The sequence below is a fragment of the Lysinibacillus sp. LZ02 genome (assembly GCF_050613145.1).
Taxonomy (GTDB): domain Bacteria; phylum Bacillota; class Bacilli; order Bacillales_A; family Planococcaceae; genus Lysinibacillus_B.
This window is the reverse complement of sequence record NZ_CP192507.1, coordinates 2,923,000-2,939,751: the sequence shown is the minus strand read 5'-3', so window position 1 is coordinate 2,939,751 and position 16,752 is coordinate 2,923,000. Positions and strand designations below refer to the sequence as shown.

The 16,752-nt window shown below is 39.3% G+C and carries 14 protein-coding genes, 1 riboswitch and 1 other annotated feature; of the genes, 10 read left to right on the top strand and 4 right to left on the bottom strand.

Translation table 11 applies throughout. The features are described 5' to 3' along the window. Positions 1 to 210 carry a small acid-soluble spore protein SspI gene (gene sspI, locus ACQQ2I_RS14320; protein ID WP_431027471.1) on the bottom strand — a complete coding sequence of 70 codons (210 nt, stop codon included), beginning with the start codon at positions 208 to 210 and terminating at the stop codon, positions 1 to 3. A gap of 153 nt (positions 211 to 363) precedes the next feature. Between sspI and ACQQ2I_RS14315 the strand changes: the two genes are divergently transcribed. The 7 genes from ACQQ2I_RS14315 (at position 364) to ACQQ2I_RS14285 (ending at position 9,119) form a co-directional block, all read left to right on the top strand. Then, positions 364 to 1,125, top strand: coding sequence for a TrmH family RNA methyltransferase (locus tag ACQQ2I_RS14315; RefSeq protein WP_431027470.1), 762 nt, complete (start codon positions 364 to 366; stop codon positions 1,123 to 1,125). 45 nt (positions 1,126 to 1,170) lie between these two features. Further along, positions 1,171 to 1,384, top strand: a binding site (T-box leader). 94 nt (positions 1,385 to 1,478) lie between these two features. Next, positions 1,479 to 2,516: a phenylalanine--tRNA ligase subunit alpha gene (gene pheS / locus ACQQ2I_RS14310; protein ID WP_431027469.1), complete on the top strand. Its 1,038-nt coding sequence runs from the start codon at positions 1,479 to 1,481 to the stop codon at positions 2,514 to 2,516. 12 nt (positions 2,517 to 2,528) lie between these two features. Then, the gene (gene pheT / locus ACQQ2I_RS14305; protein WP_431027468.1) at positions 2,529 to 4,934 is read left to right on the top strand and encodes a phenylalanine--tRNA ligase subunit beta; all 2,406 of its coding nucleotides are present in this window, start codon (positions 2,529 to 2,531) and stop codon (positions 4,932 to 4,934) included. Between the two features lie 156 nt (positions 4,935 to 5,090). Further along, positions 5,091 to 5,199, top strand: a riboswitch (TPP riboswitch). A gap of 157 nt (positions 5,200 to 5,356) precedes the next feature. Then, the gene (thiM, locus tag ACQQ2I_RS14300) at positions 5,357 to 6,112 is read left to right on the top strand and encodes a hydroxyethylthiazole kinase (RefSeq protein ID WP_431027467.1); all 756 of its coding nucleotides are present in this window, start codon (positions 5,357 to 5,359) and stop codon (positions 6,110 to 6,112) included. Then, a complete protein-coding gene (gene thiD, locus ACQQ2I_RS14295) occupies positions 6,109 to 6,930 on the top strand; it encodes a bifunctional hydroxymethylpyrimidine kinase/phosphomethylpyrimidine kinase (protein ID WP_431027466.1) in 822 nt (273 codons plus the stop codon). Before thiM ends, thiD begins: the two co-directional genes overlap by 4 nt. After that, complete coding sequence (gene thiE / locus ACQQ2I_RS14290; protein WP_431027465.1) at positions 6,920 to 7,549, top strand: thiamine phosphate synthase; 630 nt, start codon at positions 6,920 to 6,922, stop codon at positions 7,547 to 7,549. The genes thiD and thiE overlap by 11 nt, the downstream gene beginning before the upstream one ends. A 109-nt stretch (positions 7,550 to 7,658) precedes the next feature. After that, the gene (locus ACQQ2I_RS14285) at positions 7,659 to 9,119 is read left to right on the top strand and encodes an MFS transporter (protein WP_431027464.1); all 1,461 of its coding nucleotides are present in this window, start codon (positions 7,659 to 7,661) and stop codon (positions 9,117 to 9,119) included. 43 nt (positions 9,120 to 9,162) lie between these two features. Here ACQQ2I_RS14285 and ACQQ2I_RS14280 read toward each other — a convergent pair whose 3' ends face one another. Next, the gene (locus ACQQ2I_RS14280; protein ID WP_431027463.1) at positions 9,163 to 9,651 is read right to left on the bottom strand and encodes a nucleoside-diphosphate sugar epimerase; all 489 of its coding nucleotides are present in this window, start codon (positions 9,649 to 9,651) and stop codon (positions 9,163 to 9,165) included. A gap of 324 nt (positions 9,652 to 9,975) precedes the next feature. On the opposite strand from ACQQ2I_RS14280, the gene ACQQ2I_RS14275 reads away from it, so the two are divergent. The 3 genes from ACQQ2I_RS14275 (at position 9,976) to ACQQ2I_RS14265 (ending at position 13,889) form a co-directional block, all read left to right on the top strand. Next, on the top strand, positions 9,976 to 11,970 hold the full coding sequence (locus tag ACQQ2I_RS14275) for a methyl-accepting chemotaxis protein (protein WP_431027462.1): 1,995 nt from the start codon (positions 9,976 to 9,978) through the stop codon (positions 11,968 to 11,970). A 273-nt stretch (positions 11,971 to 12,243) separates the two neighbouring features. After that, positions 12,244 to 13,248: a VanW family protein gene (locus ACQQ2I_RS14270; RefSeq protein ID WP_431027461.1), complete on the top strand. Its 1,005-nt coding sequence runs from the start codon at positions 12,244 to 12,246 to the stop codon at positions 13,246 to 13,248. Between the two features lie 104 nt (positions 13,249 to 13,352). Continuing rightward, a complete protein-coding gene (locus ACQQ2I_RS14265; protein WP_431027460.1) occupies positions 13,353 to 13,889 on the top strand; it encodes a hydrolase in 537 nt (178 codons plus the stop codon). Positions 13,890 to 14,008: 119 nt separating this feature from the next. Here ACQQ2I_RS14265 and ACQQ2I_RS14260 read toward each other — a convergent pair whose 3' ends face one another. After that, complete coding sequence (locus tag ACQQ2I_RS14260) at positions 14,009 to 15,607, bottom strand: multicopper oxidase family protein (protein ID WP_431027459.1); 1,599 nt, start codon at positions 15,605 to 15,607, stop codon at positions 14,009 to 14,011. Positions 15,608 to 15,724: 117 nt separating this feature from the next. Continuing rightward, entirely contained in the window at positions 15,725 to 16,171 is a 447-nt protein-coding gene (gene psiE, locus ACQQ2I_RS14255) for a phosphate-starvation-inducible protein PsiE (RefSeq protein WP_431027458.1), read from the bottom strand. Positions 16,172 to 16,752 lie beyond the last annotated feature (581 nt).

Genomic DNA, 16,752 nt, shown 5'->3' with positions numbered 1-16,752 from the left:
TTACGAGACGAAATGCTTTTCGAGTTTGGATGTGAAAGCATTTCGTTCGTTTTCAGATGCATCTTTCCACCAAGCTTCTAAAAATACACCTAACCCAGGTAGTAAGTGCTCTTCCCCACGGGCAATTGCATCATTAATCGTTTCACTAAACACGGCAGATGAATCTCCTGTCACATTGGTTGTGATGGCTTCTCGAATTTGAAAACTCATATTAACACTCCTTTCTCCTTGTTAGTATTTCAAAGAAAAAATAAAATATACGTGGACAAAACTGGATGGGAAATAGTTAGTGCTCTTATGGTAGGGAATTTCTGCTTTTTATGTTATAATGCGTGGTTGAAACTAGATTAAAGGACGGATACGATGAAACGAATTGAATCGACGCAAAATGCACTTGTGAAGCACTGGAAAAAGCTTGTTACATTGCGTAAGGAACGTGAAAAATCAGGGGAATTTCTCATTGAAGGCTTCCATTTAGTAGAGGAAGCATTGAAAAATAAAGAACAAATTATGCAGCTGATTGTGCGAGATGGGGTAGATTTACCATTACTTTGGGCAATTGATGATGTACAAATCGTGCACGTGAATGAAGTTGTTGCAAAAGAAATTGCGGAAACGGAAAAATCACAAGGTGTATTTGCGCATTGTAAAGTAAAAGAACCAAGTGAAATCGAAATGGCGGCTTGGCGTAAAGTACTACTTGTTGATGCAGTGCAAGATCCAGGAAATATCGGGACAATGATTCGTACTGCGGATGCCGCTGGAATTGATGCGGTCATTTTAGGGAAGGGCTGTGCGGATGCATACAATCCGAAAGTAATGCGTTCAGCACAAGGTTCGCACTTCCATATTCCTGTTGTACGCGGGGATTTAGATGAATGGGTGGACCGACTACAAGATGATGGTGTGAACGTATTCGGCACGTCTTTAGAAGAATCGATTTCCTACCGTGATATTGAAGTAACAAATAGCTTTGCGTTAATTGTCGGGAATGAGGGGAGTGGCATTAGCCCTCAATTACTGGCGAAAACAGATCGAAATGTTATTATCCCGATTTTAGGTGGAGCAGAATCACTGAATGTCGCTGTGGCAACGGGTATTTTATTGTACGCTTTTGTGAAATAACTTGAAGTAACTTGCATAATCTTGTACTATTGTATACGTATAAATGGAAATGCAACGACCGAGAAGAGTAGTTGTGAAACACATGGAATAGGGAATGGTAGCCATAGACTGGAAGCTACCAGCATGATGACACGATGAAGTTCACCTCGCGAGCAGTACAGCAGAAAAGCTGTGCCGGTGACAAGCCGTTATTTGAATTGAGTGATTGCTTTTAATGCAATAACTAGGGTGGTACCGCGACTGATTCCTCGTCCCTTTTTAGGGGCGGGGATTTTTTGTTTTGCCATAAGTGCGCATTTGGCTGATCAAATAACACCACCAAAATGAAACAAACTACAAGGAGGTTTTTATACATGGAACAACAATTAAAACAGCTTGAGCAAGAAGCTCTTGCAAAAATTGAAGCATCATCGAATGTAAAAGAATTAAATGATGTTCGTGTTGCGTATTTAGGGAAAAAAGGACCAATCACAGACCTACTAAAAGGGATGGGGAAATTATCTGCAGAAGAGCGTCCGAAAATGGGGGCACTTGTGAATACAGTTCGTGAAAATTTAACACAAGTGCTATCTGAAAAGGTAACGAACTTAGAAGAAGCAGCGATTCAGGAACAATTAGAAAAAGAATCAATCGATGTCACATTACCAGGTGCTACGATTAAATCTGGAAATCGTCACCCATTAACACGTGTAATTGAAGAAATTGAAGATTTATTCGTTGGAATGGGCTATGAAATCGTAGAAGGTCCAGAAGTAGAAAAAGATTACTATAACTTTGAAGCGATGAATTTACCTAAAGGTCACCCAGCTCGTGATATGCAGGATTCATTCTACATTTCAGAAGAAATTCTACTACGTACACATACATCACCAGTACAGGCACGTACGATGGAAGCGAAAAAGGGGGAGCCAATTCGCGTTATTTGTCCAGGTAAAGTATTCCGTCGTGATACAGATGACGCAACACACTCTCATCAATTCATGCAAATCGAAGGGCTTGTTATTGGAGAAAACATTCGCATGAGTGATCTAAAAGGAACACTTGATGCACTAGCAAAGAAAATGTTCGGTGCGGAGCGTGAAATTCGCCTACGTCCATCATTCTTCCCGTTCACTGAGCCATCAGTGGAAGTCGATGTATCTTGTCATAAGTGTGGCGGCGCAGGCTGTAACGTATGTAAGCAAACAGGCTGGATTGAAATTTTAGGTGCGGGTATGGTTCATCCAAACGTGCTTGAAATGGCTGGCTATGATTCGAAAAAAGTATCAGGCTTTGCGTTCGGTATCGGTGCTGAACGTATCGCGATGTTAAAATACGGGGTGGATGATATCCGTCACTTCTATACGAATGACGTACGCTTCTTATCACAATTCCACCGCAGTGAAGGGTAAGGAGGATTATTTATGTTAGTATCATTAAACTGGTTAGCACAATATGTAGATATTGCAGGTATTGCGCCACAAGAATTAGCAGAAAAAATTACGCGTTCGGGTATTGAGGTAGATGCTGTCATCGATCGCTCTGCTGGCATGACAAATGTCGTAGTAGGTCATGTTGTATCAAAAGAAAAGCATCCTGAAGCGGATAAATTAAATGTGTGTCAAGTCGATGTTGGGGAAGAGGAATACCAACAAATCGTATGTGGCGCACCAAATGTAGATGCAGGTCAAAAAGTAATTGTTGCGCGTCCAGGTGCTCATTTACCAGGTGGCATCAAAATTAAAAAGGCAAAACTTCGTGGTCAAGAATCGAACGGCATGATTTGTTCATTGCAAGAGCTTGGCGTTGAAAGTCGCCTTGTCCCAAAAGCGTATGCAGAAGGAATTTATGTCTTGCCAGCAGATGCAGTACCAGGTTCAGATGCGTTAGAACTTTTAGGGCTTCGCGATACAGTTTTAGAGCTTGGTTTAACACCAAACCGTTCAGATGCTTTATCAATGCTTGGTGTGGCGTATGAAGTAGCAGCCATTCTTTCACAAGAGGTGAAGCTTCCTGAAATTAGCTACACAACATCAACTGAAAAAGCAACAGATAAATTAAAACTACGTGTAGAAGACACATCAGTGAACCCTTTATACGCAGCAAAAGTAGTGAACAATGTAAAAGTAGCAGAGTCTCCACTTTGGTTACAGCATTATTTAATGGCATCTGGCGTGCGTCCACACAATAACGTAGTAGACATTACGAACTATATTTTAATGGAGTATGGTCAACCACTGCATGCATTCGATTACGACAAGCTAGCAACAGGTGAAATCGTGACACGTCATGCAACAGAAGGCGAAAAAGTGACAACACTCGATGACCAAGAGCGCACATTAGCAGCACATAACTATGTCATTACAAATGGCAAAGAGCCAGTTGCGGTAGCTGGTGTAATGGGTGGAGCAAACTCAGAAGTATCAGAAGCAACAACAACGGTTGTCATTGAGTCAGCTTACTTCGCAGGTTCTTCTGTTCGTCGTACATCAAAAGATTTAGGTTTACGTTCCGATTCATCTGCTCGTTTTGAAAAAGGTGTAGACACAAACCGTGTACTTCCTGCTGCTGAACGCGCAGCACAGTTACTTGCAGAACTTGCAGGTGGTGAAGTGTTAGAAGGAACAGTACTTGTAGATGAATTAGACAAAACACCAGCTCGCGTTATTGTATCACCTGACTTCGTGAATGCACGTCTTGGGATGAAGATTTCGCTGGAAGATATGCTATCGATTTTACATCGTCTAAAATTCGATGTAGAAGCGGCAAATGGCATGCTTATTATTGACGTACCAACACGTCGCGGAGATATTAAAATTGAAGAAGATATCGTAGAAGAAATCGCACGCATGTATGGGTACGATGAAATCCCAATCACGTTACCAGCATCCGATGTGGTAGGTGGTTTAACGGCATACCAAGCAAAACGTCGTATTGTGCGTAGTGTAATGGAAGGTGCTGGTTTATACCAAGCGGTGACATATTCCCTGACTTCCGCAGAAGCGTCACAAAAATTTGCGTTAAAAGCAGAAGAAACAACAAAATTATTAATGCCAATTTCAGAAGAGCGTTCTACATTACGCCAAAGCTTAATCCCGCACTTAGTGGAAGCAGCTGCATACAATGTAGCACGTCAAATTGATTCGGTTGCATTATATGAAATCAGTTCTGTATTCCTTGGGCAAACAGCGGATGAGTTACCACTTGAAGAAGAACATTTAGCACTTGTTTTAACAGGTAAATGGACAGATAATGCATGGCAAGGTGAAAAGAAAAACGTTGATTTCTTTGTGGCGAAAGGAATCATTGAAGCCGTAGTGGCGAAGCTTGGCTTAACAGCTCGTATTTCTTATGTAAAGACGACTATTGACGGCTTACACCCAGGACGTACAGCACATGTGCTGCTTGATGGAGAAGTGGTAGGGTTAATCGGTCAGTTACACCCAGCAGAACAGAAAAAAGCAGGTGTGAAAGAAACATATGTAGCGGAACTAAACTTACTAGCTATTTTAAGTGCCGCAACAGAAGAATTAGTGTACACACCTGTTCCACGTTTCCCAGCGATGACACGTGATATTGCATTAGAGCTTGACCGTACAATGCCAGCTGGTGAAATCGTATCTATTATTAAAGGTGCAGGTACAAAACTGTTAAAAGATGTGCAAGTGTTTGACGTTTACGAAGGTGAGAAAATGGCAGCAGGCAAAAAATCAGTTGCCTTCTCATTAACTTATTTCGACCCAGAACGCACGTTAACAGATGAAGAAGTAGTAGTAGCACATAACAAAGTGTTAAAAGCATTAGCTACAGCAGGTGCAGAAGTACGCTAAGGCAAGTACATGTAGAATATATAGTCTCAGGCATGCTCTTTTATAGGGCATGTCTTTTTAATTTACGTCTAATATGTGCTTCGCGCTGATAGGGAAACATTACTCAAATGAGGTTGTTATTCTGAAATGAATATATTATCATAAAGACAAATGAATAGTACCCACAGGAGGGGCCGAGGTAGTCGGCTGAGATTGTGCACACAACTGCACTAACTCTTTGAACCTGTAAGTTAGTACTTGCGTAGGAATGTGGATAGAAAACGACTTCCAAGCGATGTCAGGCTCTGTCCTGATATCGCTTTTTTATTCTTCCCGCTCTCATGTATTTAGTGGAAAGTATAGGCAGTATGTCCATAGCTATAGCAAAGTATTGATAAATTTCAGTTTGATAAAAAACTAATGTGAAAGTGAGATAAAACAATATGAGTTTACAACAGATTCGTGTTAAACAGCCACTTGTATTATGTATGACAAATACAGTAGCAGCTAATTTTACGGCGAATGGTTTATTAGCAGTAGGAGCTTCGCCGCTTATGTCTGAGGCGTTGCAAGATGCAGAGCAATTAGTTGGAATCTCTAATGCACTACTCCTTAATATTGGGACAGTACATGATGCTTCGTTTCAAGCGATGTTAGCAGCGGGTAAGGCTGCAAATGATAAGGGAATTCCTGTTGTATTAGATCCAGTGGGTGTTGGCGCATCAGAGTATCGCCAGCGTGCAGTAGAAAAGATTTTAGAAGACGTAAAAGTTGCTTGTATTCGCTGTAATGTAGGTGAACTAGCGGCACTTGCTGGCGTGCACTGGGAAACAAGAGGTGTTGATAGCGGCGAAGGAGAAATGGATGTTATCGAAGTTGCTCGTTTAATGGCAAAAGCGTACAATACGATTGTTTTTGTGACAGGCTATACAGATGTTTTGACGGATGGAGTTCATGTAGTCGAAGTGACAGGTGGCCATAAAAAAATTACAAATGTTACAGCGACAGGGTGTTTACTTAGTGCATTAACAGCAGCAGCAGCAGCTTGTTCATTGGAGGGGAATCGCTTACAGCAGTTACAGGCGTTAGCAGCTGATTACCAACAAGTAGCTGAACAAGTTTGCCAATACGGGATTGGTACAGTGCAAGTCGAAATATTGAATGCACTAGAACAATTATCAATGGAGGCGAAATCATGAATATTGTCATGACCATTGCCGGCTCAGATTCAGGTGGCGGGGCAGGTATTCAGGCAGATTTAAAAACCTTTCAGGAATTAGGCGTTTTTGGAACAACAGCTATTACTGCACTTACGGCGCAAAATACGCTAGGTGTAGAAGGTATTTCACCTGTAGAGCCGGATTTCGTAGTACAACAAATACTTGCGGTTTTTCGTGATATGCCAGTGAAAGCGATTAAAACGGGTATGTTATTTTCAGCTGAAATTATTACGTCCGTTGCTGACATACTGAGTGAAAAGGATGTGCAGCTTGTGATTGATCCGGTAATGATTGCTAAAGGTGGTGCAACACTTTTACAGCAAGCGGCCATTGAAGCAATGAAAACGAAGTTATTGCCACTTGCAACAGTGGTGACACCGAATATTCCAGAAGCTGAAGTGTTAAGTGGTGTGACGATTACAACGTCTGAGGATATCGAAAAAGCGGCACAAGTCATATTCGGCTACGGAGTGCAATGTGTTGTCATGAAAGGTGGTCATTTAACGGGTGACACTGCGGTTGATACGATTTATTTTGCAGATGGGTCATCATTTGCCATACAAAGTGAGCGTATTCAAACGAATCAGACACATGGGACAGGCTGTACATTTTCAGCGGCATTAACAGCTTTTTTAGGACAGGGAAATGACATGAAAACAGCTATTATAGAAGCAAAGAAATTTGTTCAGCTGGCGATTCAAAATCCACTGAATATTGGTCACGGACATGGACCAACGAATCATTTTGCGTATAAACAGCAACAGGGGCAAGTCGAGGTGATTGTCGTTGAAGCGTGAACAACTAAGCGTGTACTTTATTATGGGGACACAAAATGTCAAACATAGACAGCCTTTACGCATATTAGAAGAAGCATTGCAAGCAGGTGTGACGATGTTTCAGTTTCGCGAAAAGGGTGACGGGGCATTGACTGGTGAGGCATACGAACAATTTGCTAAAGATTGTCAAGCGCTTTGCCAACAATACAATGTACCATTTATCGTGAATGACGATGTAGAACTAGCATTGAAACTACAGGCAGATGGTGTACACATAGGTCAGGAAGATGAAGCAATAATGACAGTGAAAGAACGGATAGGCGATATGATTTTCGGTGTATCTGTGCATACGATGGAAGAATTAGAAGTAGCACTAGCGAACGGTGCAACATATGTCGGCATTGGACCTATCTTTGCGACAAAATCAAAAGACGATGCTAAAACACCTGCGGGAACACATTTTTTACGACAAGTTACAGAAGCGTATCCACATTTATGGACAGTTGCCATCGGTGGGATTACGGAACAAAATGCTTGGGAGCCACTTCAGGCAGGAGCAGATGGTGTAGCGGTTATTTCTACCATCTGTGAAAGCGAATCAATTGATAAAACAGTTCAAAATCTAAAAAAAATGAAATAAATGACGAAAAAGCGACACAATTGTCGCTTTTTCTTGTTCTATTTATAGACGAGGACGTTTTCCCTCTTATACAATTGAACTGTGAGTTTTTATGAAGGGAGGCATCGTTTTGGCATTTCATCCAATTAAACTATTACGTATAACAGGAATTTTAGATGGAATCTCGCTGTTAGTTTTACTATGTATTGCGATGCCATTAAAATATTTCGCAGATTTCCCACTCGCTGTGACAATTACAGGGGCATTACATGGTGGAATTTTTATAGCATATGTTGTAGCGATTGCTTATACGCAATTACGCGTTCAATGGAATATAGGATGGTCCCTCTTGGCGTTCGTTGTAGCGTTTATTCCAACAGGGAATTTTCTATTTGATTTTTACGTAAAAAAACGACAAAACCTATATACGCTAAAGCCGTTTCGTAAGTCATGGCTTGTGTATCTCATTGTGTTCTTTACGTTTATTGATTTATTCACACAGCTACCGGTCATGAGTACATTTGCAACATCAGTCGGCGCCAGTGCAATGGTAGCAGGCTTTGTAGTCGGTATGTATTCACTAACAAATACATTTGGTAATATTTTGTCTGGGATATTTACAGATCGGTACGGTGCTTTTCGTCTGCTAGTGATTGGTTTACTAACAACAAGTTTTTCATTAGCCCTATATAATCTAGTCGATAATTCGACAACACTTATTTTAGTACGTGTTATTCATGGATTTTTAGGGGGGTTAATTGTACCAGCAGCTTTTACATTACTAGCGAATATGACAAAGGAAGAAAATCAAGGCAGCCAAAGCGCCATTACAGGTTCATTTGTTGGCATTGCAGCGATTATTGGGCCGGCATACAGTGGCATTATGGCGAGCCGAACTTCGGTACCATTTGTGTTTACAACAGTAGCGATTGCCGGTGTTGTTTTAGCGGTGTTAACGTTTATGTTCTTAAAAATGTCGACATCTACAAAGAAGGAGAAAAAAACAAAAGAGCCCTTCCATTTTAATAAAGGCGTTGTACAGGCATATGCAGGTGCATTTCTCCTGATGTTCTCACAAGGGGCACTTGCGTATTTATTGCCATTACACGTAGAGAGTTTAGGCTATAGCTCTCGCTTAAGTGGGACACTGATGAGCATGTTTGGTATCGTGGCGGTGCTTATTTTTGTGTTACCAACGAATCGCTTATTTGATAAAATCCCCCCTGTGTATAGTTTAGTGTTTGGGCTTTTATGTATGGGAGGAAGCCAAATTTTAATTAGTCAATTATCAACGCAAGGCACACTTTACGGTGGACTTGCTTTATACGGTTGTGGCTTTGCGTTTTTATTCCCAGCGATTAATACATTGCTCGTACATGCAACAGCACCTGAGATGCGCGGGAAAGCATACGGTTATTTCTATGCCTTCTTTTCACTCGGAGTCGTAGTAGGATCATTAGGGTTAGGTGTATTACCATTTACAATTACGGGGAATTTTATCGTCACAGGTGTATTGCTCATTTCATTTTCAGCAATTGTGTTGATGACGGTGGTTTTCGCGAGAAACAGTTCAAAAACAGTACATGTGTAAAAGGCGGGCAATATGCTCGCCTTTTTATTATGTAAAACGAATATTAATGCTCGCTATTTTCAACTTGTTTTATTCGTTTGAATATGCCATATAGCCCGCCTATGATAGCCGTTAATGTATGAATAGCAGCAAATGTATAAAAATTAAGATAGATTTTATTCGTATATTCATTCAGTTTTGGGAACCCATAAATAGAAGAATGACTTTCTTTTTCTGTCCCACCAAGTGAGGTATAAATATCATTTTTATAATCAATAGCGAAATAGATGAAAGCAATCAAGAGTGCAATCCCACCAATAATAAAGCAATTTCTTAAAATCCGATCATGTGCGTGACGGGAAAGTTCTGTGAAATATCGAAATGTTGTCAACAAACTAAGTACAATAAATGGTATAACGAGTGTAATACCGACAGCCCCTAAATTACCACTAGTTGTACTAATATCATCTGCCTTTAACGTGAAAAAATGCTCAATAACGATTACACCGAGCAATGAAATGCCTATACTAATGAGCCAGCTTAAACGCAACATACAAATTCCTCCTTACTTGTACCACTATACATGGCTCCGAATGAATGCACAATGTACTAGTTTAATGTAGAACAAGTATTGTAAATATAAGGAAAAAATATTATAATTATATTAAAATATTTAACATATAGCGAGTGGATTCGCAAACGGATATTACTATTTCGATAATCGTTGCTTTCCGCTTTTCCTGTAGAAGTTTCGTGTTTCCGTTACAAGCAATTATTGTTAAAGAAATAGAAAGGATTATTGGTAATTTCTTTATTTCAAAGTAGAGCGAGGTGAAATGTTTAATTAGGATACTAAACACCTGGTTAAACGTTGCTTATGGATCAATCGAAGAAAAAGCGTAGAAAAACATCAATTAATATGAAGCTCGGTTTTGCATTGTTAATTGCTTTATTAATTCCTACTTTATTAATTGCATTGACATCGTATAATTCAGCAAAATCAGAAATGGAAAGTCAAATTCAAGTGAGTGCATTTCAAAGTGTATCAACAGTAGATGCTTTTATTTATAAACATGTTGAACCGATTGTTAATGATGTCGATTATTTTGCTGGACGCATGAATCAGGGAGCTTGGCAAGCAGAGGATTGGACACCGATTTTAACCGATTTAGCTCAATATTTTGAAACAAGTGAGGGTATTGTTTCATCTTTTATTGGAACAGTGGATGGAGATATGATTCAACATCCAGACCTAGGCTTAATGAATAATCCAGATTTTGATCCGCGTACGCGTGCCTGGTATCAAAATGCAGAGGCGAATCCTGGCCAAGTGATTGTGTCAGACCCACACCAATCTGCTTCTACAGGGCAGTGGGTTGTAACGGTTTCGAAGCAGTTAGCAGATGGAAGCGGTGTATTTGCAGCGAATTTAGGAATGGATGAATTATATACACTCATTAGTGCAATTAAAGTTGGTGAGACTGGTTATCCGTTCTTAATGACAGAAGGGAAGGTCATGATTGCACACCCAACGATTGAGGGCGGTACAGATGTTTCTGAAGAACCTTGGGCGGAAAAAACGGTGACAACGAATGACGATACATTTGATTATGAGTTTGAAGGCACTGATAAACAAATGTTTGTACATACGAATGCATTAACAGGTTGGAAAATTGGCGGAACGATGTTTAAGCGTGAAATTATAGAAGCGACTAGTCCAATTTTAAAAACAACAGCACTTGTGGTTGTAGTAGCGCTTGCGATTCTAGGTGTTTTCATCATAGCTATTATTCGTTCGATTACAAAGCCATTAAAAGAAATGACAGAGGCAGCAGCTGTAATGAGTTCCGGTGATTTGAGAACAAAGTTATCGATCAATAAGCGTGATGAAATCGGTATACTGAGTAAATCATTCCAAAAAATGGGCGACATGCTATCTTCGATTATTTCACATATTCATAATAAATCAGCTGTTATTTCATCATCTTCTGAAGAGTTAACAGCAACTTTAATGGAAAGTAGTCGTGCAACAGAAAAAATTTCAGCAGCGATGAACGATGTACAGGAAGGTTTGGAAAATCAAACAATGAAGCTAAGCCAAAGCTTTGAGTCGCTAAAAAATGTATCGGATGATATTCATGAGATTTCTGAAAATACAACACAGGTGACATTAAAGGCACAGCAAGCTGAAAAAACAGTGGATATTGGTCATGATATTGTCATTTCCACTCAAAACCAAATGGCTACTATTGAAGGAACATTTAATGCGCTATCTAGTGATATTGAGACAGTTAATAACTATGCAAATGAAATTAACGAGATTGTCAATGTAATTACATCGATTTCAGATCAAACGAATTTATTAGCATTAAATGCGGCGATTGAAGCTGCCCGTGCTGGTGAAGCAGGGAAGGGCTTTGCAGTTGTAGCAGATGAAGTGCGGAAATTAGCTGAGCAAACAAACAACTCATCTATTCAAGTAAAAGAAATTATTACATCCATTCAACGTGAATCTTCAAAATCAGTTGAGTCGATGAATACGAGCTTAAATGAGGTTAAAAAAGGTTTAGAAATGTTTGCACAAACAGAGACAAACTTTTTAGAAGTGAAATTGTTTATCGAGGAAATTACCGATCAGCTTGAAGCAGTTCAAATACGTGCACAAAAAATTGCTGTGAACAGTGAGCAAGTTGTTTCAGATATGCAAGTAGTTGAACGTATTTCAACTGAATCCAAATCACAGCTTGAAACAGTATCGGTAGCAGCAGAGGAACAATTATGCTCGATAGAGGAAATTTCAGCAACAGCAGAAGCACTTGAATCCATCGTTGAAGATTTACTAGAAGAAGTACGTTTATTTAAAGTGAATTAATCTTTTGTTCAAAGTGTAAATGTGCTCTTGATGGGAGTCTCGTTATTTTATGTGCATCAGTAGCAAATGCACTATACAGACTGCATAAAAAGTATGGATATTTGTAAAGATGGGACATCAGCTTGCTTTATTTTGAAGCAAGCTGATGTTTTTTTATTCATTTTCGCATGATAATTTTTTGAATTCACAAAATAATAGTTAACACACACAACTATCAAATACCATGTATTAATTGTTCATAATAGAAAATCTATAAGGCTAGAGGTAAATGATATGAAAAAAATGGTTATTTTATTGTTTGTTTTTGTGGTTGGGCTAATGGGGTGCCGTGAAAATCCAACGGTAGAGGATAATTTGGAACAGCAAGTGATGGCAATTGAAAATCAGGTGGAAGGCTTACAACAACAAGTGACCTATACGAATGAGCAAGGGGAAGAAACAAAGCCGCTAAAGCAGCCGACGATTAATCTTATTGATCCTAACACATTGAAAGTGATACAAACATTATCACCACTTCAATTAGGTTATGAAATGGACATCGCAGAATATATAAAAAAAGTGGAACAGCTGGTGATGGAGCTAGCAAGGGGAACAGAGACGATGGTTGGGTATGATCAAAAAATGGTGTTAGATAAATTTGATGACAATGGGCAAATTATTAAAGGACAGCCAAAGATTGTGTTGAGGGAAAGTGAGTTAATAGAGAGAATAATGGAAATCTCGTCAATTGGTGGAGATATTTATTTGCCTCTTTTAGTGACGGAGAGTAGCTACTTAGTTGAAGATGCGTATCAATTAAATGATACACTCGTTGCTTCTTATACAACCTACTTTAAACCGGGTCAAAGTGGAAGAAATAAAAATATTGAACTATCAGCTGAAGCGATTCACAATGTCATTGTTGGCGGTGGAGACTATTTCTTCTTTAATACGATGGTTGGACCTAGAACAAAGGAAAGAGGCTATCAACCAGCCCCTGAAATTATTAAAGGGGAAATTGTTATGGGGATTGGTGGAGGTATTTGCCAAACATCTTCCACATTATTTAATGCAGTAGACCAAATCCCAGTGACGATTGTGGAAAGGCATCATCATTCATTAGATATTGGCTATGTACCTAAAGGCAGAGATGCGACAGTTGCATACGGTGTATTAGATTTTACGTTTCAAAATACAAGCGGTGTCCCTTTTTTAATAAAAACCGTGTACGGGAATGGATTTCTGAGGGTAGAGGTAAGAACTTCTGAAGAATATGAAGTCATTTTAAAAGCAGTTTAATTGGAAATCTATAATAAGCTGTTACTTCTGTAAAGTAAAGAAAACATTGGAAATACAATAAGCCCCTATTATAATGAAAGTAATCGTGTAAAGGGGGAGTAGAGATGTTAACGAAAGATGAAACGGTACTTGTACTGATTGATATTCAGGGGAAACTTGCACAAATTGTAGATGAAAGTGATGCTGTTATTGATAATATTGTGCGCGTTGTAAAAGGGGCAAAGGTACTGGACTTGCCAATTTTATGGCTTGAACAATATCCGAAAGGGCTTGGTCCAACTGTAGAAGTAATTGCCAATGAAATAGATGGCACACCGATTGAAAAAATGACATTTAGTGCATATGACAACGAGGAGTTTGTACAAAAGCTTGAAGCAACAGGCCGTAAGAAAGTGTTATTAGCAGGAATTGAGACGCATATTTGTGTCTATCAAACGGCTGCCCGTTTATTGGCAAATGGCTATGATGTAGAAGTATTGGCGGATTGTGTATCATCACGAACAGCTGGTAATCGTGAAGTCGGTATCCAAAAAATGATACAGCTTGGTGCCAATATTACGAGTGTTGAAATGGCCCTCTTTGAGATGCAAGTCGTAGCAAAGGGAGATGCATTTAAAGCCATTAGTGCGATTGTAAAATAAGCGAAGCGCCCAGTCTGCAGATGTTGCTGTTTTTAAGTTGTACCTAAAAATAAATGTAGACAAAGTCAAACTGCGACTTTGTCTACACTCTAAGCGTCCTGAATATTCAGGACGCCATTTTAATGTTGTTTATGCTCATCTATATGTGGTGGTTGAACTGGATGGGCATCGGGAATGACTCGAATTGGTCTCATCATATCGTGGTCCTCATGTTCAAGAATATGGCAATGCCAAATATAGTTCCCCGTATGTTCTTTCCAATGCATAATAATTTTTGTTACTGTACCTGGATCTACTTTAACCGTATCTTTCCAACCTCTTTCATAGTCTCTTGGTTCCTCAGGCTCACCAGTAAACATTAATATCCCTTCATTTCGATAGCGTTGGACATCAAAAGGTCTTCGTTCAAGAATTTTAAATTGTACTAAGTGTACATGGATTGGATGTGGAAATGGTGTTGTATTAATAATGTTCCAAATCTCTATGCTATCTAACGATGGCTTTTCAGTAGCCGGATCATGATACATCCGATTATTTAATAGTAGCATAGGTCTGCCGTATTGGTCGGTTGAAGCGGAGAGTGGTAAATTTCTAACAGTATGTGCGTGAGATTCATGCATGCCCATATCTTCAGCTAACTTTACAGGAATTTCACTCGTATCTTCCCTTTTTAAAGGAAGATCGACACGGAATTGCATGATCATGCTTGTATGTTCATCCGTATCAAGGTCATCGTTTATAAGTGTAATGTGTTCTCCTGCAAGATTGGAGAAATCAATAATAATATCAATTCTTTCGGAAGGGTGTAGTTCAGCGGAAGTAATTTCGTTTGGAGCTGTTAAAAAACCACCATCTGTCCCAATTTGAATCATTGGTTGATTATTAGCAAGTCTTATAATATACGCTCTCCCATTAGAGCTATTGAGTATGCGGAATCGATATTTTCTAGGCTCGACGCGCAAATAGGGCCATACTTTTCCGTTCACAATAATTGTATTCCCATCAAACCCAGGTGTAACAGAAGGGTGGACAGTAACAGGGAATGGTGGCGCATCAGGATAGAATAAGGAGCCGTCTTCGTTAAATGATTTATCTTGAACCATTAAAGGGATTTCATATTGGCCACTTGGTAGATTTAATCTTTCTTCAAGTGAGTCTCGAAGGAGGTAAAAGCCAGCGAGCCCGGCATAAACATTCAGTCTAGTCATGCCCATTGTGTGATCATGATACCATAAAGTGGTAGCGGGTTGGTGGTTCGTATATTCATGAACTTCTCGTTTAAATTTCGGCCCAGTCACTTCATAATTTTGTGTGTACCACGCTTCAGGGTGACCATCGCTTTCCCAATCAACATGTGCCCCATGAAGATGGACAACGGACCTCACTTCGGGTGAATCTGATACACTATGAAGAGTAGTATCGACAGGTAAGAAATGTTTTGTAGGCAGTTTATTCATATATTTCACAAAAGTAGATTGGTCTTTTTTTGCTTCGATAGTTGGACCAGGAACAAGCCCATTATAGCCCCAAACAGTAGAGAACGGAAATTGTTTATGGAATCGATGTCTGGCTTTAAGCATGGTCATTTCGTAATAAGATTTTCGTGGATAATCTTTATGTGCTTTGGCTATTGCTACTGGAAGAATTGGAAGCGAATCAACAAATTTAGGGATAGTGCTGGGGTCTGCAGGATTAATGAAGTCAATATGCTTACTCATTTAACATACATCCTTAATTTTTATTTTACGTTATCTATCATATTCAACTCATGCTAAAAGGGTGTAATTTATGTAAAGTAAAGCAAATCTCCCTAGATAACAGAGGTTTGCCTACTATTAAGCTGCGTCTTTTGCCTTTCTTACCCCAGGTCGTTCTCTTGGTGTGATATTAATGATGTAATAGCCGATAATTAACACTAAAATAACGAGCGAGAATAGGAGTGTATCAGTTGGATGCTCGTGCTCAACGATAATCAGTCGAACCATCGCTGTAATGCCGATATACATGAAATACCTTAATGGGAAATGATAATCCTCTTTAAAATATTTCACAATCATTGTGATGAACTCAAAGTATAGGAAAAATACGAGGATATTTGCCAGGAAATATTTATAGTCGCGTTTATCAGAAGAAAAAACCATTTGTAAAAACTCTATAAGCTCCATGATCAGCATAATACTTAAAATAATCGCTAACACCGTTAAGCTTACATTTAAAATGATTTGCAACATGTGTGGAATTACTTTTTTCATACTATTTACTTGTTTCAACTTTTGTTCCATAAATAACAACCTCCTTATAATGAGTAAATATTTAAACATATATTACCATTTGAGTAACCGTTGCTTTCCGCTGCGGCACTCGCTTTCCACGGGCGAGATCAAGCCCCCTCGTCGCTCATTCTTCGCTCCTGCGGCGTCTTGATTGTCTCGCTTTTCCCATAGGAGTCTCGTGCCTCCGCTACAAGCAACTAGTGTTCAATACAATAATTAGTTGCTAAAAAGAAAGATACCCATTCATTACGGTAGATGCTAGGCAACTATACTTGCAAATAGAAAGAAATTGACTTCTTTTAAAGAAGAGAACTGTTTTTCTAAAATATCGAGAAGTATTCACTTTTTGCCGTAGCGCGCCATAGCCACAGGAGCCATAACAGGAGATCCAAACAGGCCACGCCTGTTTTAGCTCCTGTGTAGGCTGTGGCAAAGCGCGGAGGCTACCACTACGCTTTCATTTAATATCTTTTACTATTTACCTGGTATTTTTAGGATGTATTTTTGCTCATTACGAGACCATCCTTTCTTTTAAATATGTTGTTTATCTTTGGTTGAATCTGAGAATTTAAATATTTAACAAAAACGTC

Bases quoted from the DNA above. Each gene is read 5' to 3' on its own strand.
- sspI (WP_431027471.1), bottom strand. From the start codon at position 210: ATGAGTTTTCAAATTCGAGAAGCCATCACAACCAATGTGACAGGAGAT.
- ACQQ2I_RS14315 (WP_431027470.1), top strand. From the start codon at position 364: ATGAAACGAATTGAATCGACGCAAAATGCACTTGTGAAGCACTGGAAA.
- pheS (WP_431027469.1), top strand. From the start codon at position 1,479: ATGGAACAACAATTAAAACAGCTTGAGCAAGAAGCTCTTGCAAAAATT.
- pheT (WP_431027468.1), top strand. From the start codon at position 2,529: ATGTTAGTATCATTAAACTGGTTAGCACAATATGTAGATATTGCAGGT.
- thiM (WP_431027467.1), top strand. From the start codon at position 5,357: ATGAGTTTACAACAGATTCGTGTTAAACAGCCACTTGTATTATGTATG.
- thiD (WP_431027466.1), top strand. From the start codon at position 6,109: ATGAATATTGTCATGACCATTGCCGGCTCAGATTCAGGTGGCGGGGCA.
- ACQQ2I_RS14280 (WP_431027463.1), bottom strand. From the start codon at position 9,651: ATGTTGCGTTTAAGCTGGCTCATTAGTATAGGCATTTCATTGCTCGGT.
- ACQQ2I_RS14275 (WP_431027462.1), top strand. From the start codon at position 9,976: ATGGATCAATCGAAGAAAAAGCGTAGAAAAACATCAATTAATATGAAG.
- ACQQ2I_RS14270 (WP_431027461.1), top strand. From the start codon at position 12,244: ATGAAAAAAATGGTTATTTTATTGTTTGTTTTTGTGGTTGGGCTAATG.
- ACQQ2I_RS14265 (WP_431027460.1), top strand. From the start codon at position 13,353: ATGTTAACGAAAGATGAAACGGTACTTGTACTGATTGATATTCAGGGG.
- ACQQ2I_RS14260 (WP_431027459.1), bottom strand. From the start codon at position 15,607: ATGAGTAAGCATATTGACTTCATTAATCCTGCAGACCCCAGCACTATC.
- psiE (WP_431027458.1), bottom strand. From the start codon at position 16,171: ATGGAACAAAAGTTGAAACAAGTAAATAGTATGAAAAAAGTAATTCCA.